This is a genomic window from Ochrobactrum vermis (assembly GCF_002975205.1).
GTDB classification, from domain to species: domain Bacteria; phylum Pseudomonadota; class Alphaproteobacteria; order Rhizobiales; family Rhizobiaceae; genus Brucella; species Brucella vermis.
Genome location: NZ_PCOC01000001.1, coordinates 742,911 through 762,785 on the forward strand (window position 1 = coordinate 742,911; position 19,875 = coordinate 762,785).

Genomic DNA, 19,875 nt, shown 5'->3' on the forward strand with positions numbered 1-19,875 from the left:
TACGTATCAGCAAAAAATGCGTTTGAATGCTGGCGGGACGATGAGAAAAGAGCGGAAGAATTTCGAAGCTTGTGTCGCGACATTGAAGAAGAAGCCCAGGAGTTGATGCTCAAGGCAATTGCTGCGAGACCCTAGGATCGCAATAGGCGCATCTCAGTTGGGTCTGGTCACCAATTGGAGGAGTTTCAGTAAGGAATGAATTTTTCAAATAAGTGCAATGAATATATTAAAGTATTATTGAAATGCAATTATAGATTGTTACTTAAATTAATGTGCAAAATTTATAATATGTTTAAAAAATATTTATTTTTGGAAATTTCTGCACTAATATTAATTTAGAAGTTATTGAGATCGATTATCTCGCGCAGGGGAGGAGCCTGAAATGATTTCGCGTGAAACAGGTTCGAGCAATGACGGAGGGATCTTCAATCGTGTACCGATTGCGCAGATCGACGATCTTAGTGAAGCTGTTCGACATGCTAATCTTACGGTAACCCAGCATTCAAGCAAATTTAATGCTGGGAGCCTGGCCTATGCCGAAGTTGACGGCGTTATATGTTCAACAGGCAGGATTGGGGGAAGGGTCGCTTTGCAAGGGCCTCTGTCGTGTGATGTAGTAAGCATCGGGTTGGGGCTCAGCTTGCCACCGGGCAATCGGCAATGGCTGCTCGAAGTAGAGACTGGTGAACTAGGCGTATTTCACGCCGGCGACGAACATGATGCATTATATAGTGAGGGGTCTATTTACGCTGTTGCTTCGCTCTCTCTCGACCTGCTGGAAGATTTCGCTGCCGAGGAGGACATCGTTCTCGATCGAACAACGCTTGGAGGAACCGGAATTCATGCCCGCAAAATGGCCCCTCATGTGCTCGCGCACTTGAGGGACATATTCGATCTGATCCATTCGGGTGCTTGGAATGGTGATGGCGCAACACGCGAACTTCTGAGCGCGATTATCCAACATCTGGGACGTCCTCCGATCGATCTTCTTCGCCGTACCAGCCGTAACCGATACGATGGAGTGTTCCTTCGTGCGAGAACGTACATAAACGATAATCTCTCTCATCCCATGTCGCTTGATGAGATCGCGAGGGCTGCCAATACATCCCGTAGAACGCTGTGTCGCGCTTTTGCCGATATTCTTGATGTTACCCCTCAAGCCTATGTGCGAAGGCTCCGGTTACATAGAATTAGGCAGAATCTTGCCGGTGATGTGGAGCGAGCGTGTACGATAACTATCATTGCAAATAATTGGGGCGTCAGCGAACTTGGCAGATTTGCGAAATGGTATCATGATCTGTTTGGCGAGTTGCCTAGCCAAACACTTAAAAGAAGCCGCGCTGTCGCTTGATGTCCACGATATCTGTCTTGGTTAACATATTGTAAGAGATAGCTTCTTTACAAATGCATCCTCAGGATGCTCCAGTATTTAATTAAATCGTTAGCAGAATGGATGCTATATTACAATCGGACAAACTCCATTTGCCGGTCTGCATCAACAGATCACGGAATATCTAAATCTATTGTATATCAGGTTTTGCTAGAAGCGGAAGATCTGGGAAAATATTTCATGGAAAGCACCATGCACCCGACGCTAAGGCTTATAAATTTACAGTAACAAGGGTAGCTTGTTACCGTTTCACTCTCGACATTTTCTTGAGGTTCGGTGATCTTCTTCGGGGCGCGCAGGAGGAGAAGCATGTATTATCTCAACAGAAAGATTTTTCTCGTAACAACTTTGCTGGTGGGATTACCGGCAATCCCATCCATTGCAGCTGATCTTGTTATCGCGATGCCAAACTGGCCGTCTGGCCAGGCATCTGCAAATATCATGAAGGTAGTCATCAAAGATCAGCTGGGAATAGATGCCAAGGTCGAGGAGATGGGTACGCTAATTGCTTTCGCTGGTCTCGAGACGGGGGCTGTGGACGTGCATCCCGAAATCTGGCGGCCGAACCTCGACAATCTAGTCAAAAAGTACGTCGATGAAGAAAAGAAGATAGCATTGAGCCCAAAAAGTATGCCGGCCTGGCAGGGTATCTGCGCCACGCGCGCCGCCGTGGAAACGGTTGGCATTCGAGACATTAATGATCTCAATGATCCCGAGAAAACCGCCAAACTGGACACTAACGGGGACGGCAAAGGAGAGATGTGGGTGGGAGCCTCCTCCTGGTCAATGACGCCGATCGAAAAAATCCGGGCCAACAGCTACGGTTATTCGAAAAATCTGGACTTGCTCGAAACTAGCGAAGAAGTTGGAATGGCCGCAGTGGATGCCGCAGAAGCGATTGGTCAACCCATGGTCTTTGCCTGCTATGCGCCTCATTATGTTTTCGAGTTGCACGATATACAGCGGCTGACCGAACCAGAGCACGATGCGTCTCAGTGGAGGATCATTTTCCCAACCGAAGATCCGGCGTGGTTTACAAAATCAATTGCCAGAACGGCGTGGTCAAAAGGGCAGGTGCAGATAGGCTATGCAGCTTCCCTGGAAAAGCGGTATCCGGATGTAGTCAAGGTGCTGAACAAAATTGATTTTACTCCCGAAGAGGCTTCTCAGATGGCATATGCGCTCGAAGTCGAGAAACGGAAGCCATACGACTACGCGGTTAACTGGGTTGCGTCACACAAAGATCGCATCAAGGGATGGGTTCAATGAACGAGACACTTCCGCCCCGTTTAACACTTGGCAAACAGCGAATTCTGACAGCTCTTTTCTGTGCAGGTGTCGGGATTGCGAGTTTCGCGGGACTTGCATGGGCTGCGGGGACCCAGGTTTATAACCCCGCGACCCGGCAGTGGACCGATTACAATCGCTCGAAGGCTTACCAATACTTTAAAAAGAATGGACAGGTCCCCGAGGCTTTCCGCCGACAGGTGGTTGCATTTAGAACGGCAGAAGAGCCCGGTACGATCATTATCGATGGCAATCAGCATTTTCTCTACCTAGTTCAGCCCAATCGACAGGCCGTTCGTTATGGAATCGGGGTTGGGCGAGAAGGATTTGGCTGGGCCGGGATAGTTAGGGTCGGTCGTATGGCTGAATGGCCGACGTGGACCCCACCAGCGGAAATGGTTGCGCGGGATCCAAATGCCGTAAAGTTTGCCGGGGGAATGCCGGGCGGGCCTGATAACCCCTTGGGCGCGCGGGCTCTTTATCTCTACAGCGGCGATCAGGATACGATTTATCGAATCCACGGAACTCCGGAGCCGTGGACAATAGGCCTAGACGTTTCATCTGGCTGTGTTCGCATGAACAATGATGACGTCACAGATCTCTATTCGCGAATAAATGTAGGTGCAAAAGTGGTCGTTTTGATGCAAGGCGCGGCACTTTATAAGGGTATTTAGGGAGGAAACTAATGCCATCTGTGAATTTAAGCTCTCCGAAAGCGGTGAACGTGCTTGTCTGTAGTGTGCCCTTTCTGTTCACGCTTGCGGGATGTGTCAGTAGTGGTCCGACGCCTGATCAGATGTCCCGAACAGCTGTGGAAACCGCGCCTGCGGATTTGCAACTCGTATGTGCGAGTGAAGCATCCAGAATGTTGTCGACCAACGCAAACAAAACGCTTCCTGTCAGTTCTCGCAAAATCGACGCAAGCACATATGAAGTACGGCTTAGCGCTGAGGGAAAATATGCGAACTGCACTGTCGCTCAGAATGGAAGTGTGCTTGCGGTTAATGCTGAATAGTGCCGAGACGGATTGCCAATCGTTTTGAAGTAGGGGTAACGTGATCGTTCAGATAAATCGGTCACATACCCATTATTGCAGATGGCTGTAGTTAGTCGCAATAGCGGGGGACGCACTGAATCTTCCCCATGGTGCATTCAGCATTATTGCAACGGTAATCTGATGCGGTGTGTTTGGCAAATAGCATTGTGAAGGTTGCAACCTCAGAAACAAAAAGCGACGAAGTTATATGAAATAAAAATACAGCTTTTCGTGTCAATAGTGTCATCAAGAATCAAGTCTGGAAAAAAATGAAATCAGGATCGACAAGTTTCTTGAGAAAATTGAAGATTATTTAGCGCGGAGAGTTCTAAATGAAGCAGTACTATATTTATATGTGAAAAAATAGCAAATTGAGGCTTTCCGCGATTCAAGCTGTATTTTTGCTTGGACCGTTATTGGTTTGTGAAGGCGGCTATTATATCGGTTGTTTCCAGGGGGAGGTCTGTCGAAAATCGGAGAACGTAGGTGTGGTAGTCACGGTTTTCTGGATTTACTTGCATTCCTTCTTGCTCCCACGCTGTCATATTCAACTACCCGTTTCAGCGAGTGCCGGGAAGGTGCGAAACAAGATTCCGTCACAACGAGGCACCTGATGATTTTGGCACGAATAGCATAGCTCAGGCACGGTCTGTTCGACACTATCTGCATAATTCTTATTGAGAGGACTTTAGCCAAGAAAAAGAATCGCACTCAGCTATTCCCTCGAACATAGCACCGCATGAAAGATACAATTGAGTGGTCCCGCCCAATCAACATGTAAATATATCTTAGTAGGGATGGTGGATATGAGGTTTAATCAGTTCTGTGCGTGTGCTTTCGTAAGTGCAATTAGCGTGTTTCACACTGCGTATGCTCAAGATTCAGATCTGGCGAAACAGCTGTCAAATCCAATTGCCTCCCTCATTAGTGTTCCGATGCAATTTAACTACGACAGCGGATTTGGTCCTGCAAATGGCTACAAATCGACGTTGAATATACAGCCCGTAATTCCGATTTCGTTAAACGATGACTGGAATGTAATTTCGCGCACAATCGTACCGATTGTGTGGCAGAACAACATTGTTGGAGATTCCGGGTATCAGGCGGGCTTGGGCGATACACTTCAAAGTTTTTTCTTCTCGCCAAAACAACCAACTGCAAACGGGATCATATGGGGGGCAGGGCCGGCATTTCTTCTTCCCACCGGAACAAACGAGTTATTAGGCGGTAGAAAATTTGGCCTTGGTCCAACCGCAGTGATCCTAAAACAGGAAGGGCCATGGACGATTGGAGCTCTGGCCAATCATATTTGGTCCGTAGCTGGTAGTGGTGAACGCCCAGATGTCAGCTCGACATTCCTTCAGCCATTTGTGTCCTACACTACCAAGGATGCGTGGACTTTTGCATTGAACACTGAAAGCACTTATAATTGGGAAGATAGTGAATGGAGCGTACCTATTAACTTTACCGTAGCCAAACTGGTTAAGTTTGGAGAACAACCCGTGAGCTTGCAAGTAGGCGCGCGCTATTGGGCCCAATCACCGGAAAATGGGCCGGACGGCTGGGGCTTGCGTAGTAGTATTACGTTTCTGTTTCCGAAGTAACAAGAAGTATCGAGGGTTCTTATTGGGTTTAACCTCGAACGCATCGCCGGGCAATATCGAGATGGGAGGAGTGTGAGGGGTGAAATTTCTCTTAAGAGCGGAATTCAGCAGGCTGGGATAAAATTTTATGCCCATTGGCGCGAACAGTTTACCGACACTGCAGACGCATCCTCACAAAGAGGCCGTTCGCCGAGAACTGCAACGAATACTAGAAAGCTCAGACTTCCGCTCAACGCCAAGGCGACGGCAGTTGCTGAGCTACCTTGTCGAGCAACTTCTGGCAGGAAGGGCAAGCGCTCTCAAAGGATATACCATCGCGACGGTTGTATTCGGTCGCGATGAGACGTTTGATCCGCAGACCGATCCGATTGTGCGCTTGGAGGCCCGGAGACTAAGACACGATCTGGATAGTTATTATGTATCTGCCGGACGCAATAATCCTTTGCGTATTACAATTCCGAAAGGTCAATATATACCTGTAGTTGAGGATGTGGCAACGCTCGCGACTGAGGCCACATCTACTAGTGGACCTGATGTTCGTTCCGGGCCAAGGGAGGCAGATGGCAGGCAGACCACGGGGGGGCTTCATGGGGGAACGAAAGTACTGGTAGGACTGGCGCTCGCAGTATGTTTATTGCTTTTCGGCAGTATATACTGGTTTCAATCATCCGATGTCGGGATAGCTCATGGCCCGGCGATCGCAGTACTTCCATTTACGACCTACGGAGCACTAGCCGATAAGGATCCTCTCGGCAGGCGTATGACTGATGCCATAATTAAGGGTCTGGATAGGTTTTCCAATATTCGGTTGTATGCGCCGCAACTGGATAATGGTAAAGACGCCGATCCCATTCTGAATGCGCGCGAGATTGGGCTTGATTATCTCCTGGATGGGACGGTTGTGCTTACCGAAAATAACTCCTCGTTGCGCGTTACCGCCCGGCTGCTCGATGTAGCTACCCGACAAATTGTGTGGATTGGTGAATATAACCGGGACTACTTGGCGAGCTCATTTCTCAGTATAGAGGATGATATCTCGGCATCGGCCGCATCCGCACTAAGTGAGCCATATGGAGTAATCCGAAACCGAAAGAGCATGAAACTGCTAAATTGGAGTGCCGACAACTCTGCGAGCTATGAATGTATCATGACGGCATATGAGTATAGAAGATCCTTGAGCCTGGATGCTTTCAAACCCGCTCTTGCATGCCTTGAGGATACGATTGAAAGAGATCCTGGGTATGCCGATGCTTGGGCAATGCTGGGGTGGTTGCAGATGGATGCGGGGCGTTTTGGCTGGCCTCCGAACATCGACAAGTCAGCTGCTTACGAGCGTGGCCTGCGTTCAGCCTTGCATGGTCTGTCGCTGGAAAGCCGAAACATTAACGCTTTGAAAGCCCTGGGGTCCATCTATCATTACATGGGGGATTTCACCCTTAGTGAGCGTTATCAACGAGAGGCTCTCAAACTCAATCCGAACGATCCTGATACATTAGCCCAACTGGGGTGGCGGCTGGCTGTTCGCGGCAACTTTGATGAGGGCGTCGCCATGCTTCAGTCGGCGATTGCAAAATCAGCAAGTCCGCCTGGTTGGTATTACCATCTCGTTGTGATCGATTGTTACTTGAAAAACCAATACGAAGAAATGCTTAGACTTGCATTGGCATCCAGCATTGATGGTTCGGCAATGAGTTGGTCGTTTGTAGCCATTGCAGAGGGAAAACTGGGAAAAAAGGAGTCCGCAAAACGTGCCTTGGAGCGGATGGCCCAGATTTCACCGGAACTGGCAAGGGATCCCTTTGGTGTATACAAAAAACATCAAGCAACAGATGCCATTGCCTCTGTTTTGGTGGACGGATTGCGAAATGCTGGTTGGCAGGGCACACCGCTGGCCCATAACGACATACAATGAACAATCTGATGCATGTCAGTGGAACCAACGTGACCTGAGCAGACCATCAATTTATTATGGCCGCCTGATCTCTCCGACAAAGCTCCGCTCAGGTCTTTCGTTGCGTTTTCCAACGCGGTTTCCTGGTAGAAATAAAAAGGAATTAACGTGCTGTAGCCTGTGAGAAACCCACACCTGTAATCTGATCACCATCAAGCCGGTAGACCAGTGATTGCTTGACGATGGCTTCAGAATTTCGCTGTTCGTTAGCATAACGTATAAACTTCTTGGCGTCTGTTGCACCAAAGCGATCTTCCAATTTTTTCCTGTCATCGTCTAAAGCTGGAACGGGCAATACAATTTCTGTGAGATCAATCTTCGGGGTAGAGCAATCTTGGGCCTTGTCATCGGCAACTTCCGTGGCGATGAGTGACAAAATGGCTTTCTTAGCCTCTTGATTGGAAAAACCATCCGAGATGAACCAAATCCGCCTCGACAGATTGTCCTTAGTTATTTCATAGCATAGCCACGAAGTTTTTAACCCGAGCGCTTCCCGCATATGAGTGGAACCGCCCAGAATTTCCCGGATTTGTGCAAGTGAAGTGGCTCCGAGTGAAACATCCACCGACCCAATCTTTACGAGGTTCTGGAAAGGTTCGCGGTATTGCACGGTGGCTGTAGCTGTGCCTCCGCCAAGGATCAATGCAGGGAATCCGGTTAGTTTATAACCATCGGCATCGGCTGACAAAGCGGTAGCGGTGGCGCAGGCCGCTAAAACGATCGTGACACTTCCGAATTTTAATCTCTTCGGCCAGGAAATCATGTAAGCTCTCCGTTTCTGCCTCTCTTATACTCGGTACATAAACTCGTACAAAAATCGTTGTGCAATGAACTAATTAATGTAGTCGAAAACGATGTTTTGAACAGTATAAAGCTATCTTTAAATTTACTTATTTTCAGGAGCAAATCATTTTGCTGACCGCTACCTGGCTTGCCAAAAGTTATATACAGCAACGCGCGCTTAGATACCAAACCATGCTGATTGGAAGTATCGAAATTGAACGTCCTGTAAATCTGCCAGCGTCACAGTCTTGCTTCTGGATATGTGATAGAAAACCATGGTAAGCAGTCGCGCGACGGCAAACGCGCTCCTCAGGTATGGCATGGATGCCATCGATGCCTTGACTGACGCGGGTACTTAGCATCAACGGGAGAGAGTCTATGACCGAACAGACCAAGCCTATCGAATTGTATTATTGGCCGACACCGAACGGTTTCAAGATCAGCATTATGTTGGAAGAACTGGGCGTTCCCTACGAGGTCAAATATGTCAATATCGGTAGGGGAGATCAGTTCCAGCCGGACTTTCTGAAGATTGCTCCGAACAACCGCATGCCTGCCATCATTGATCCGGAAGGGCCGGGCGGCGAACCGATTTCGGTATTCGAATCCGGTGCGATCCTGCAATATCTCGGGCGAAAATTCGGCAAATTCTACCCAACCGATGAACGCAAGCGCGTCGCCGTTGACGAATGGCTGATGTGGCAGATGGGCGGACTGGGCCCGATGTCGGGGCAGGCTGGGCATTTCCGTGTCTATGCGCCGGAGAAGGTACAGTATGGCATCGACCGCTATACCAATGAGGTCAACCGTCTCTATGGTGTCCTGAACAAGCAGTTGGACGGCAAGGATTACATCGCAGGCGAATATTCAATTGCTGACATGGCTTCGATAGGCTGGATCAACGCCTATAAGAATTATGACCAGAACCTGGATGACTTCCCGAATTTGAAGCGCTGGCACGAGACGATGAATGCTCGTCCGGCGGTACAGCGCGGTTTACTCGTCGGGAAAGAAGAGCGAGAAAAATCCAATCTGGCAACCGACAAGGATGCCCAGAAAATTCTTTTCGGCCAGAAGGCGCGTTGAATATCTGACAAGAAGAAAGGGCGGCCTCAACGCCGCCCTTTTGGATTTCGCATATTACCGAATATTACTGGCGTGCTAAACTCTCGCTCTTGCAGATCAAGCCGCCCATCACACAACCTGAAAGCGAAAGCGTGTTGCCCTTGACGCTGGCCTTTCCGGTGTAGGTCTTACCTTCATCGAGCTTGTTGACCTCACCCTTGTAGCTGCCGCCGGTGCCCGACATCGTGCCGATTGATTTGCCCTTGTATTCGCCAGTCTGCACGGTACCGCAGAATTTGTTGGCGCCGCAGGACGTGTAGCTAATGATCGTGCCGTTCGGTCGCTTCCACGTGCCGAGAATTCCTTCCTCGGCAAGGGCAGGCGCGCCAAAGGTGGCTACAAGCGTCATTCCAAGAATAAGTGTGCGGATCATTCTTTCCTCCCAAATCGCTGCAATTCCGGTTCTCCGGGCACCGCGTTGAAACCGCTGTGATGCGTTTTCCAGTTTAAGACAGAAGCCTCCTCGACTACCTGCCAAGTTTACGCAAACGTAAACGTAATACAGTTTTTCGCGGAGCGGAAGAGGATAGTTGAGACTCCTATGGCACTTGAAACGCTGCCTTTTTACACACCAGCTCACATTCGAATGTTGTCTATAGTTAGCAACTGGTTTCGCTCGCTGGTGCGGATTTGAATCCAATTTTTGCGAAAATCCAGCAATCAGCAGTACTTGCATGTTTAACAAAATCCCAAGTTTACCCCTTGTTCGGATTTTGTTGGTTGCTCGTTAAGCATCTGGCTTAACGCGCATTTCAACCCTTTCCCGTAGATTTGAGAGCATGAACGGAACGACAGAGACGGCAGTTTCGAAGCAAGAAAACCAAGCTTTGAGAACAAAGACCGGACGGTTCTCGGGATTTAACAGGGACAAAGAAAATGGCACAATTTCAGAGCTTTACGAATACGCACAGCGCAGTAGCACAGGATCGCATTCTTCTGGAAATGGGCATGAAATTTGCCATCGGTCGTGATTGCGAGATCGATGTGGTGGAAGCTCACAAATGGCTGAACATTGCCGCCATTCGCGGTAGCGAGAAGGCGGCCCGCATGCGCAATCAGGTGGCAGCGACAATGAGCAAAGGCGAGCTTGCATCAGCCCTGCGCGGCGCGCGCGAATGGATGACCGCCCATTGATTGACGAGACCTCCGTTTATGTAAAAAGCCGCCTGCGAGGCGGCTTTTGTCTTTTCAGCTTATACCGAGATATCGACCGGGCTTGTGATTAATTGCGATGATAAGGTTCATGGCAATCGCACCGACCAGGGAAAGCACCATATTCTCCCAAGGGATAAAGAACAGTGACGCCAGCATGATCAGGACATCGAGACCGAGCTGAAACCAGCCTGCTCTTATTCCATAGGCGTCCTGCAGATAGAGCGCCAATATGTTGACGCCGCCGACCCCGGAGCGATGACGGAAGAGTGCGAGTACACCCATGCCCATCAAGGTGCCGCCCATGAGGGCGGCGAAAAGCGGATTGACACTCGAGAAATCCAGGCTCAGAGGCGTCAGACGCGCAAAACCCGACATCATCGCCACGGCGACGAAGGTTCTGATGGTGAAAGCCCAGCCCATTCGACGCACGGAAAAATAATAAAATGGCAGATTGATCAGAAAATAGAGCAATCCGAATTCCGTGCCCGTCGCATATTGGATGAGAAGGGCGACACCAGCGGTGCTGCCGGTCATCAGCGTGGCCTGGCTATAAAGCGTGATGCCGAGCGCGATGAAGGACGTGCCGATCAGCATCGCTATCACATCTTCATAGAGACGATGACGGTCGAATATGGCGGGTTTAGACACATCGATGAGCGGGGCGGCGTTATCAATGATATCGGCCAAATGGAAACTCCAGAACAGCGAGGAGCCGGCAATCCGGCAAAAAGATTACGAGCGCCGGAAAGAATTCCGGCATGTCATGCATTCGCGCTGTGTAGATGGTTGGACCATAGCACGCGGCGTCAAAGTCTTGGGAGACGGTCAAATATAGCATCGGTTACGACATTTCGCGCGGCTTGCAATATTGTTATTTCACGGTCGGCTTTGTGGATTTACCGCAATTGGGAAGGCTGATTGTTTTGGTTTGTTTCGCGTCTCATCCGCGTGAGGAAGCGTTTCACGTCATGCGGACTGCGCAAGTGGTGCTTCGCCAGATTTGAAGGCGCCTTTTCCAGAAACGCCAATGCGCGAATGCGGCCGTCTTTGTAATAGCCTGCTACCCATTTCAAGAAGTCCCAATCGAAACGTTCCACGCATCCTTCCGCCATGTCCGGACGTGAGTGTCGGTAATACGTTGCTGTTCTTTTCAGGACGCGCCACAAACGACGTGCGGTGGATATATCGAGAAAAATCAGCATGTCTGCCCGTGAGACCCGATAATTCATAGTTTCGCTATGATTGCCCTCGAATATCCATGTGTCCTGATTTGCCGCTTCGTTGGTGAGACGACCGATCTCGTCTCGCGGGCGCATCGTCCAGCCGGGGTGCCAATAGAGGGTATCTATATGAACGACCGGTAAGCCGGTAATGCCGCCAAGCGTACGTGCGAGGCTTGATTTACCTGAACCGGCGCCGCCAATGATCATGATCCGTTTTATCACCGATATCACCCTGGATTTTAACTCTTTTCGAATAAAAATCGAACATGAGGCAGGAAGTATTATAATTTTACTTCATGGCACCTGCATGATCATAACGAGCAAAGAAAGCCCGTTAGAAAATTTGTATTGGATCTGAAGGTAATATTGACCAAATGATTGACAGTCAACTTTGTGAAGCGCAATGTTGGCGTATAAACGGAACGGGATAGAGCAACAATGACATCTACCGTTCTTCTATATTAGCAAGATCGCGAGGTGCAAAAGCATGCCGAGCGATCAAAAGGCTGCATTCGATAGGGAGTGACAAGATGTCTATTCGAACCATCACAGCTATGGCCGGCACAGCCATCATCATGAGCGCTGCTGCATTTACCTTTTCATCGCCTGCCAATGCCCTGACGATGAAAGAATGTAGCGCAAAATATCAGTCTGCCAAAGATGCTGGCACGCTTGGCGACATGAAATGGAACGATTTCCGCAAGGCGCAATGTGGAGACGGCGCAGATGCCGCCGTAGCACCGGCAGCTCCAGCCAAAAAAACAGCCAAGAGTGCAGCCACCCCTGCAGCAGATGACAGCGCCAAGGGCCTGACAATGAAGGAATGTAGCGCAAAATATCAAGCTGCTAAAGATGCAGGAACGCTTGGCAACATGAAGTGGAACGATTTCCGCAAGGCGCAATGCGGTGCAAATACCGCCACAGCTCCTGCGCCAGCTTCTCCAGCTAAGAAGACGGCGAAAAGCGCTGCGGATGACAGCGCCAAGGGTTTAACGATGAAGCAGTGCAGCGCCAAGTATCAGGCGGCAAAAGACACCGGTTCTGACAATGTTGCAAAATGGAACGATTTCCGCAAGGCTGAATGCGGACCGGGTGCGGATCCAGTTGCGTTCAGCACTGACGGTAACAGTGAGCCAGCGGCCCCAACGGTTGCAGCGCCCAGAGGCGTCAAATTTCCAACGGCAGTTTCTGCAAAGTTTTCGAATGAATCAGCTGGCAAGGCTCGGATGCACACCTGCCTAGAGCAGTATTATGCGCTGAAAGATGCCAATGCACTAGGTGGTTTGAAGTGGATACAAAAGGGCGGCGGTTACTACAGCCTCTGCAATGCACGCCTGAAAGGTAATTCCTGATCTGATCAGGACAAACCTAAAGAGAAGGGGCCTTTCGGCCCCTTTTATTTGGTTCTTGAAAACCAGCCCGTCGTTGCAACGACAAACCAACCGAGAATCATCAACGATCCGCCGGTCGGTGCAGCCATCGGAAACATTCGTTCGTCCATCATGTCACGAATGAAGAGGTCACCGCAGAACAAGGCGAGGCCGATAACAAGCAATACCCCGCCCAGATAAGCGGTACGGCTGCCCGGTACGATGAGCGACAACACCAGAAATGCGGGCGCATGGCCGAGAAGAAGCGGAGCAATGTTGCCCAGATGATTGTCCCCGCCATGGGCCGCGCCCGCATAAGCAGCGATTGCAAGGGCACCACATAGCCCGGCAAGTGTGCTGAAAAGAATGTTGTGAGGCCGATTATCGGATCGAGTCAGCATATGGGGCTCCACCGTTCAAGCAGTTTCGCGAGTATCTGCGTGTTTCCGGGCTTCCTCCAAAGCGGCAGGAAGGGCTGCTTCAAAAAGATCGAGCTGCTCTTCGATGCCGACACTAACGCGAATGCAACGATCCAGAAGCGGCGCGCCGGGTTTGCGCACAAAGATGTCACGCGCGATCAGCCCGTTGAGAACTGCCGTGGCGAAAGTTCCGTCCTCACCGCAATCGATGGCAACAAAATTCGTGGCAGATGGGATGGTCGTAAGGCCATTTGCCTTGGCGATTGCGACAATGCGGTCTCTCCCGGCAATTATTCTAGCGACCACGTCGCGTAGATAGGCCTGGTCCTTTAGGGCCGCAATAGCAGCTGCCTGCGCAAGACGGTTCACCGCAAAATGATCGCGAATCTTGTCGAACGACTTGATGGCTTCGGCGCTGCCGACGACATAACCGCACCGAATGCCCGCCAAGCCATAGGCCTTGGAGAAGGTACGCATCCGAAGAATATTCGGACGGTCGGTTTCGAAAGGCGGGAACGCGGAAGCAGGTCCGGTTTCACAATAGGCTTCATCCAGAACAAGCATTGTGGTCTCGGGAACGCGCTCGATAAAAGACTGGATCTCCGAACCGTCGTGCCAAGTTCCCATTGGATTATCCGGGTTAGCGAGGTACAAAATTGCGGCATCCTCTTTGCGTGCCGCATCAAGCAGGCCGTCGAGGTCTGATTTGTCGTCGATATAGGGAACAGTGACCAACCGCCCGCCATAGCCGCTAACGTGGTAGTTGAAAGTCGGATAGCCGCCCAGCGAGTTGATGACGCTCTCACCTTCCTGAACATACTGCCTGACCACCAGGCCGAGCAAAGCATCCACACCTGCTCCGGGCATGATATTCTCTGGCTTTAAACCATGATGCGCTGCAATGGCGTGCCGCAATTCGTAATTTTCTGGGTCGCCATATTTCCATATTTCGCCGGCTTCGGTCCGAATGGCTTCAAGGACGGACGGTGCTGGTCCGAAACTACTCTCATTCGCGCCGATTCGCGCCTTGAATGGGTTTCCGCGCTGCAGTTCCAACGTTTCGGGACCGGTAAAAGGAACGGTAGAAGGTAAGCCTACGACGAGCGGTGTGAGGCGGGGCGATCTCATGGTGATTTCCAGTCGATTCTTAGTCCATTATAGTGTGGACGAGCCGATGGGCTGGAAACTTCCGTCAGCCGTCTACGCCTGTCCCGTTCCGACAGGCATAGCAACTTGTGTTCGCGGATGCCATCGCAATGACTCTATGTTTGTCGAATAACGTAATTATTCGATTAGGTTTGCAACCCATCAATCGAGCAAAAACAGTAGCCTCATCGACGATGGTATGACGGGGCTTTGTTCTCAACATTAGCAAAACACCAGTACCACAGCCACGCTACGAGTGGTTGGTCATCAAACCTAAATATAGAAGTGCCGAAGTCGTTTAGTGGACTTCGAGCACTTTCACGCATGAATCGAGATCATGTGTCGCCAAATGGGCGTAACGCATGGTCATCTGGAGTGTTTGGTGCCCCAGCCACATCTGAACACGACGAATGTCGATCCCACCACGGACCAGACGTGACGCGCAAGTATGACGTAGAATATGCGGAACGACCTGATCATCCGTACCGAGCCCAACTTCCATCTTTGCGTCATTCCAGATCTGGCGAAACCGGACCTGATTGAGCATGGAGAAGGGGCCTTTGAGCTTCTCATGAGAGATATGCGCTGCTTTGTGCGCACGGCGGGTGAGGGGAACAGTGCGGCTACGATTCGATTTGGTCAGCCAGAATGTAACGCGCTGATCTTGAATATCGTTCCAGGTAACACCGATTGCTTCGCCGAGACGGCAGCCTGTGTCGACAAGAAACAAGGAAAGCCGGTAGCTATCCTCACAGCGCGACTTGATCGCGGCGAACAGGCGCTTTTCTTCCTCATACTCAAGGAATCGAATGCGTCCGACTCGCTCCTTCTGCCGGATGAATTCCGGTAGATTGAAGACATCTCCCATCTTTTGCGCCTTTCGCAGTAGCTTGCTCAGTGCAGCCATCTTTCTATTGATGGTTGCATTGCTGTTGCCACGCTCACGAAGCGAACCGATAACGGAGTCGAGCATTTCCTGATCGAAGCCTGAAAAGCGGATGCTTTTCAGAATCTCGTCAATTTCACCGAGAAACGACTTCACATTATACTTGTGTGACCCGTCATCCCACAGGATGTTGATATATTTCCCCGTCAACTCCGCCACCGAAAACTGTTCGACAACTCGGTGGTTCGGACTTTTGCTGGATGTGTACTTTAAGTTGTAGTCGACTATCGGCGCAAACTTGTCGCCCGTGTCGATCTTCGTTTCCCCAACGACGATCATTGCACGCCCCCCTTTTTATGAGACGTACAACTAATGAAATAATTCTCGGAACACAAGATAAGTGAGCTAACTTTATGCGGAGACATGTTTGGACCTTTCTAAAAGACCAGTTTTGCCCCCAACTTTCTGTCGTCCCCCAGCAACTCCCTTCGGTTCTCGATCCTTTTCGAAATCCCCATTCCTGAAGGATCAGAATTCACGTATTCGTGAGCTATCTTTCAAATGGATGTGCGCCAACGGTTTCCCGCTGGCGCATTTTTCTCAACCGTCGATCTGATTAGAACGAGCGCTGAAAGCGGATCATGCCTTGGAAAGCATCTTTTCCGGCCAAGCCTGCTTCACGTACCGGATGATCGTCGTCCCACTTGGTGTAGGAAACTTCTGGCGTGATCGTGAAGCCAGGAACCAGTTCGTAGGCCACGTTTGCCGTAAGTGCGGTCTTGCCCCAGTCTTCGTAAGCTGCCTGAACGTTGAAGGTAGCCTTTTCGGTCGCCTTATACTTCAGACCACCCCAAACGGCCCAATCGCCACCCCAAGAACCGTAGTTCTGGTCGGTCGTTTCAGCGGACGCATAACCACCCTGGACCCAAATGGAGAACTGATCGGTGATGTTGACGTCACCGCGAACCTTGGCTGCCCACTCTTCGATAACCGAGTCATAGGCAACAACACCAGCGATCGAACCCCAGCCGCCAGCGTACTTCAGGCCGCCAACGATATGCGGAACGTAGTCGGTGATGAGATGGTCATCGCCACCCTGTTCGAGAGCGATTACAGCCGAGAAGCCGTTACCGCCGGTGAAGGTGTACGAGATCTTGCCGGTGCGGTATGCGCCAACGTCAACCACGTCATCGTTAATGACATCGCCAAGGTAACCAGTGAAGGTCTGGAATTCAGACTCATCGATACCAACCTTCAGACCACCAAGCTGGATGTAGGCGAACTGAACATAGCTGCTATCGGATGCCGAGCCATAGGTCTCGAACTCTTCATCGTCATTGGCGAGACCGAGATAGTTGAAACGAAGCTCGGTGTAGGTCTTCAAAGTACCGAGTTCGGTTTCCGAGCCCGTGCTGAAACGCAGAGCAAAACGTGCGGACTTATCCCAGCCACCGCGTTCGAAACCGGTATAGGCGTCGTCACCACCCTTTACGTCGTAACGAACATAACCGTGGATGCGCAGGCAGGTTTCGGTGCCTGGGATGTAGAAGTAGCCAGCGCCGTAAGCATCGCAAACGCGGACATATTCAACTGCTTCTGGCTCTGGTGCGACGATTGCGTCGGCAGCCTGAGCGCCGGAAGCTGCAACCAGAGCTGCAGCGGAGCCGAGGAGAAGGCTCTTGATGTTCATTTCTGACCTCCAGTCAAGAATCGGAGGTTTCCGAAATAAAGCTTTGTTTTCAATTGCTTATAGAAGCGATGAATTTAGACCGAAAAAAGTCAGGAAGTTGGAAGGCAACTCCATATGGGCCGGATGCGGTGCGAAAAGGCGCAGAATCACCCGACACGGGACAACCTTGATCTGAATTTTTGTGAAGAGTTTCGCTTGAAGCGACTGGCGGAGAGGATGGGATTCGAACCCACGAGACCCTTATGAGGTCTACTCCCTTAGCAGGGGAGCGCCTTCGACCACTCGGCCACCTCTCCGGTAAGGGCGAGATAGCCGGTACGCTTTGTCATTTCAAGCGAATTGCGCGCCAACTGGTAAATTTCCTGCGAATTATCGCACTTTATATATACGCAATGAGGAATATGCGCGGAATCGGTGCCGTTCACCAGGCGTCAGCAGCTTCATTTCGCGGGTATATGGCGAAGAAAGATTCGCTGTGAATTCGGCCAATGTGGCGATCCATGACGGTACTCTGACATATTCTCCGCACGAACCATGTGAAATCAGGGATTCGCTTGCCGAAAGTAGTGCCGATACCAAATATCGCGTGTTTTCAAGCGTTAAGACCCGTTAATTCGGGTTTACTCATGTTAATAAACCCTAAACTGCCCACCCGGAAACGGGCAATTTCGTGTCTTTTCTGCAACAACCATCCCTCATAGAAGCACGAGAAAGGTTGGGAGAGTGCATTCGATGTTGAAACGAAGAAACGGGCGAGTATCTTCACATCCAGAAGAAGGAGCGCTTCGGGGCGACTTTTTCATCAGGGGATGGGGACAGGTTGTCCTTCAGCCAAATCAGAATGCCCAGACCCATTTTTAACTTTGACTGGAGGTCAGAAATGAACATCAAGAGCCTTCTCCTCGGCTCCGCTGCAGCTCTGGTTGCAGCTTCCGGCGCTCAGGCTGCCGACGCAATCGTCGCACCAGAGCCAGAAGCAGTTGAATATGTCCGCGTTTGCGATGCTTACGGCGCTGGCTACTTCTACATCCCAGGCACCGAAACCTGCCTGCGTATCCACGGTTATGTTCGTTACGATGCAAAGGGCGGTGACGACGTTTATGCTCGTACGCCTGCTGGCCTGGATCGTGACACCTGGGGCAAGAACGCCCGTGCGACGCTCCGCTTCTCGACCGCTTCGGAAACCGAACTCGGCACTCTGAAGACCTTCACCGAACTGCGTTACAACTGGAACGGTGGTGGTGACGGCGAAGAAGATGCATACGGCTCGAACGAAAACAGCTCGCTGCGTTACGCTTACATCCAGCTCGGCGGCCTGCGCGTTGGTCTTGATGAATCGGCCTTCGTAACCTTCCCCGGTTACCTCGGCAATGTCATCAACGATGACGTGATCCTCGCTGGCGGCTACCGCACCAACCTCATCAGCTACACCTTCACCGGCGGCAACGGCTTCTCGGCCATTCTGTCGCTCGAAGAAGGCGGCAACGGCGACTCTGACGTTGACGTAACGCTGAGCGATTACATGCCGCATGTTGTTGGTGGCCTGAAGTACGCTGGCGGTTGGGGTTCGATTGCCGGTGTTGTGGCTTACGACGCCCGTAACGAAGAATGGGCTGGTAAAATTCGCGGCGACGTGAACCTCACCGACCGTTTCTCGCTCTGGGTACAGGGTGGCTACAAGTCCAACGACGACGAATATTTCGTTGATGGCAACGGCTACACCTATCGCGGCATCACCAGCTTCTACGGCACGTGGGGCGGCGATTGGGCTGTCTGGGGTGGCGCTGCATTCAAGGCAACCGATAAGGCTACCTTCAACCTGCAGCTCGCTTACGACGACACCAAGACCTTCGCAGCAACCGCAAACGTTGCTTACGAACTGGTTCCTGGCTTCACGATCACCCCGGAAGTTTCCTACACCAAGTGGGATGACGACAACATCAGCCTCGAAGGCGAAGATGCTTTCCAGGGCATGGTTCGCTTCCAGCGCTCGTTCTAATCCCTCTGGGATTGTTCAAAAAGAACCCGGCAGCACCGCTGCCGGGTTTTTTGTTTGCCGATTTTTACCGTCGCGATCTTGCTTTCACCGAAAACTCGGTCTTTGTACGAACCTGGCAGCGGCATGTGCTTTGCCGCTTCGAATCTGATGATTTCTAGCGTGGAGACGCCACGACATGTTCAAATGGTTTTGGCCCGGTGTAACGTGGACCGCAGCGCTGACGGCACTTGCACTCTGGTTTGGTACCGATCGGATCGAGACGGATATCGCAGCGCGCACTGGCGAGGCGCTCGCACCTTTCATATGGTCAGGCTTCGATGTGGACGGTCGCGATGTGACGCTGAAGGGCATCGCACCTGATCCAGAGGCACAATCCGCTGTGAAAGCCGCGCTGGAAAAGGTGAGGGGTATTCGGGAGGTCACCGATCTGACGAGTGTTCTCCCGCTCGTGTCGCCTTATCTGCTACAGATAAAGAAAGGCGCTGACGGAATTATCCTGTCGGGTTCGGTGCCGGATAATGATGTAAGAGACCGTATCATGACGGCAGCCGAAAGCGCGGCTCCGGGCGTTCCGCTTGATGACGAGATGGCCGTGGGGCGCGGCAGTCCGGAGAGTTTTGCTGATTCGGTGGGTTTCGCCTTGCAACTCCTGTCTGGTTTGCGGGAAGGGGAGGTCGAGATTTCGGATCTCAACATCTCGATTGAGGGCAAGGCTGCAGACGACGCCAGCTATCGGAAGATGCAATCGCAATTGAATCCGCCGCTTCCCTTCACTCTGAAGCTGGTGCGGATCGAGATTAGCGAACCCTAG

At 51.1% G+C, this 19,875-nt stretch carries 18 protein-coding genes and 1 tRNA gene; 10 read left to right on the plus strand and 9 right to left on the minus strand.

The features are described 5' to 3' along the window. Nucleotides 1–382: 382 nt before the first annotated feature. The 5 genes from CQZ93_RS03510 (at nt 383) to CQZ93_RS03530 (ending at nt 7,229) form a co-directional block, all read left to right on the plus strand. The gene (locus tag CQZ93_RS03510; protein WP_105541355.1) at nt 383–1,351 is read left to right on the plus strand and encodes a helix-turn-helix domain-containing protein; all 969 of its coding nucleotides are present in this window, start codon (nt 383–385) and stop codon (nt 1,349–1,351) included. Between the two features lie 348 nt (nt 1,352–1,699). Next, nucleotides 1,700–2,659, plus strand: a complete 960-nt coding sequence (locus CQZ93_RS03515) for an ABC transporter substrate-binding protein (RefSeq protein WP_105541356.1) — start codon at nt 1,700–1,702, stop codon at nt 2,657–2,659. Continuing rightward, nucleotides 2,647–3,351, plus strand: a complete 705-nt coding sequence (locus tag CQZ93_RS03520) for a L,D-transpeptidase (RefSeq protein ID WP_105541357.1) — start codon at nt 2,647–2,649, stop codon at nt 3,349–3,351. The genes CQZ93_RS03515 and CQZ93_RS03520 overlap by 13 nt, the downstream gene beginning before the upstream one ends. Nucleotides 3,352–4,519: 1,168 nt before the next feature. Then, on the plus strand, nt 4,520–5,317 hold the full coding sequence (locus CQZ93_RS03525) for a hypothetical protein (protein ID WP_105541358.1): 798 nt from the start codon (nt 4,520–4,522) through the stop codon (nt 5,315–5,317). Between the two features lie 127 nt (nt 5,318–5,444). Continuing rightward, nucleotides 5,445–7,229 carry a hypothetical protein gene (locus CQZ93_RS03530; RefSeq protein WP_105541359.1) on the plus strand — a complete coding sequence of 595 codons (1,785 nt, stop codon included), beginning with the start codon at nt 5,445–5,447 and terminating at the stop codon, nt 7,227–7,229. 142 nt (nt 7,230–7,371) lie between these two features. Here the strand turns inward: CQZ93_RS03530 and CQZ93_RS03535 are convergent, their stop codons facing one another. Beyond that, nucleotides 7,372–8,031, minus strand: a complete 660-nt coding sequence (locus CQZ93_RS03535) for a hypothetical protein (protein ID WP_105541360.1) — start codon at nt 8,029–8,031, stop codon at nt 7,372–7,374. Nucleotides 8,032–8,429: 398 nt separating this feature from the next. Between CQZ93_RS03535 and CQZ93_RS03540 the strand changes: the two genes are divergently transcribed. After that, complete coding sequence (locus tag CQZ93_RS03540; protein ID WP_105541361.1) at nt 8,430–9,137, plus strand: glutathione binding-like protein; 708 nt, start codon at nt 8,430–8,432, stop codon at nt 9,135–9,137. 64 nt (nt 9,138–9,201) lie between these two features. On the opposite strand, the gene CQZ93_RS03545 is transcribed toward CQZ93_RS03540, so the two are convergent. Next, on the minus strand, nt 9,202–9,549 hold the full coding sequence (locus tag CQZ93_RS03545) for a DUF2147 domain-containing protein (protein WP_105541362.1): 348 nt from the start codon (nt 9,547–9,549) through the stop codon (nt 9,202–9,204). A 503-nt stretch (nt 9,550–10,052) separates the two neighbouring features. Here CQZ93_RS03545 and CQZ93_RS03550 point away from each other — a divergent pair. Continuing rightward, nucleotides 10,053–10,310, plus strand: coding sequence for a hypothetical protein (locus CQZ93_RS03550; protein ID WP_105541363.1), 258 nt, complete (start codon nt 10,053–10,055; stop codon nt 10,308–10,310). A 54-nt stretch (nt 10,311–10,364) separates the two neighbouring features. Here CQZ93_RS03550 and CQZ93_RS03555 read toward each other — a convergent pair whose 3' ends face one another. Together CQZ93_RS03555 and CQZ93_RS03560 are read right to left on the minus strand one after the other, a co-directional pair. Next, complete coding sequence (locus tag CQZ93_RS03555; RefSeq protein ID WP_105541364.1) at nt 10,365–11,018, minus strand: YitT family protein; 654 nt, start codon at nt 11,016–11,018, stop codon at nt 10,365–10,367. 209 nt (nt 11,019–11,227) lie between these two features. Beyond that, nucleotides 11,228–11,776: a P-loop NTPase family protein gene (locus tag CQZ93_RS03560; RefSeq protein WP_181153302.1), complete on the minus strand. Its 549-nt coding sequence runs from the start codon at nt 11,774–11,776 to the stop codon at nt 11,228–11,230. 332 nt (nt 11,777–12,108) lie between these two features. Between CQZ93_RS03560 and CQZ93_RS03565 the strand changes: the two genes are divergently transcribed. Continuing rightward, nucleotides 12,109–12,906, plus strand: coding sequence for an antifreeze protein (locus tag CQZ93_RS03565; RefSeq protein ID WP_286151977.1), 798 nt, complete (start codon nt 12,109–12,111; stop codon nt 12,904–12,906). A gap of 44 nt (nt 12,907–12,950) precedes the next feature. Here CQZ93_RS03565 and CQZ93_RS03570 read toward each other — a convergent pair whose 3' ends face one another. The 5 genes from CQZ93_RS03570 to CQZ93_RS03590 form a co-directional block, all read right to left on the minus strand. Continuing rightward, nucleotides 12,951–13,322, minus strand: a complete 372-nt coding sequence (locus CQZ93_RS03570) for a DUF423 domain-containing protein (RefSeq protein WP_181153364.1) — start codon at nt 13,320–13,322, stop codon at nt 12,951–12,953. 18 nt (nt 13,323–13,340) lie between these two features. Continuing rightward, entirely contained in the window at nt 13,341–14,471 is a 1,131-nt protein-coding gene (locus tag CQZ93_RS03575; RefSeq protein ID WP_105541368.1) for a pyridoxal phosphate-dependent aminotransferase, read from the minus strand. A gap of 316 nt (nt 14,472–14,787) precedes the next feature. Further along, nucleotides 14,788–15,714 (minus strand): tyrosine-type recombinase/integrase, encoded by a 927-nt coding sequence (locus CQZ93_RS03580; RefSeq protein WP_105541369.1) that lies wholly within the window; start codon nt 15,712–15,714, stop codon nt 14,788–14,790. Between the two features lie 277 nt (nt 15,715–15,991). After that, complete coding sequence (locus CQZ93_RS03585; protein ID WP_105541370.1) at nt 15,992–17,065, minus strand: porin; 1,074 nt, start codon at nt 17,063–17,065, stop codon at nt 15,992–15,994. A 205-nt stretch (nt 17,066–17,270) separates the two neighbouring features. Beyond that, nucleotides 17,271–17,361 (minus strand) — tRNA-Ser (locus CQZ93_RS03590). Nucleotides 17,362–17,945: 584 nt separating this feature from the next. Here CQZ93_RS03590 and CQZ93_RS03595 point away from each other — a divergent pair. Further along, complete coding sequence (locus tag CQZ93_RS03595) at nt 17,946–19,064, plus strand: porin (protein WP_105541371.1); 1,119 nt, start codon at nt 17,946–17,948, stop codon at nt 19,062–19,064. Between the two features lie 175 nt (nt 19,065–19,239). Further along, nucleotides 19,240–19,875 (plus strand): BON domain-containing protein, encoded by a 636-nt coding sequence (locus tag CQZ93_RS03600; RefSeq protein ID WP_105541372.1) that lies wholly within the window; start codon nt 19,240–19,242, stop codon nt 19,873–19,875.

Excerpts from the sequence above, each read along its gene's own strand:
- CQZ93_RS03525 (WP_105541358.1), top strand. The coding sequence starts at position 4,520 with ATGAGGTTTAATCAGTTCTGTGCGTGTGCTTTCGTAAGTGCAATTAGC.
- CQZ93_RS03585 (WP_105541370.1), bottom strand. The coding sequence starts at position 17,065 with ATGAACATCAAGAGCCTTCTCCTCGGCTCCGCTGCAGCTCTGGTTGCA.
- CQZ93_RS03540 (WP_105541361.1), top strand. The coding sequence starts at position 8,430 with ATGACCGAACAGACCAAGCCTATCGAATTGTATTATTGGCCGACACCG.
- CQZ93_RS03520 (WP_105541357.1), top strand. The coding sequence starts at position 2,647 with ATGGGTTCAATGAACGAGACACTTCCGCCCCGTTTAACACTTGGCAAA.
- CQZ93_RS03545 (WP_105541362.1), bottom strand. The coding sequence starts at position 9,549 with ATGATCCGCACACTTATTCTTGGAATGACGCTTGTAGCCACCTTTGGC.
- CQZ93_RS03600 (WP_105541372.1), top strand. The coding sequence starts at position 19,240 with ATGTTCAAATGGTTTTGGCCCGGTGTAACGTGGACCGCAGCGCTGACG.
- CQZ93_RS03580 (WP_105541369.1), bottom strand. The coding sequence starts at position 15,714 with ATGATCGTCGTTGGGGAAACGAAGATCGACACGGGCGACAAGTTTGCG.
- CQZ93_RS03550 (WP_105541363.1), top strand. The coding sequence starts at position 10,053 with ATGGCACAATTTCAGAGCTTTACGAATACGCACAGCGCAGTAGCACAG.
- CQZ93_RS03510 (WP_105541355.1), top strand. The coding sequence starts at position 383 with ATGATTTCGCGTGAAACAGGTTCGAGCAATGACGGAGGGATCTTCAAT.
- CQZ93_RS03530 (WP_105541359.1), top strand. The coding sequence starts at position 5,445 with ATGCCCATTGGCGCGAACAGTTTACCGACACTGCAGACGCATCCTCAC.
- CQZ93_RS03575 (WP_105541368.1), bottom strand. The coding sequence starts at position 14,471 with ATGAGATCGCCCCGCCTCACACCGCTCGTCGTAGGCTTACCTTCTACC.
- CQZ93_RS03535 (WP_105541360.1), bottom strand. The coding sequence starts at position 8,031 with ATGATTTCCTGGCCGAAGAGATTAAAATTCGGAAGTGTCACGATCGTT.
- CQZ93_RS03565 (WP_286151977.1), top strand. The coding sequence starts at position 12,109 with ATGGCCGGCACAGCCATCATCATGAGCGCTGCTGCATTTACCTTTTCA.
- CQZ93_RS03515 (WP_105541356.1), top strand. The coding sequence starts at position 1,700 with ATGTATTATCTCAACAGAAAGATTTTTCTCGTAACAACTTTGCTGGTG.
- CQZ93_RS03595 (WP_105541371.1), top strand. The coding sequence starts at position 17,946 with ATGAACATCAAGAGCCTTCTCCTCGGCTCCGCTGCAGCTCTGGTTGCA.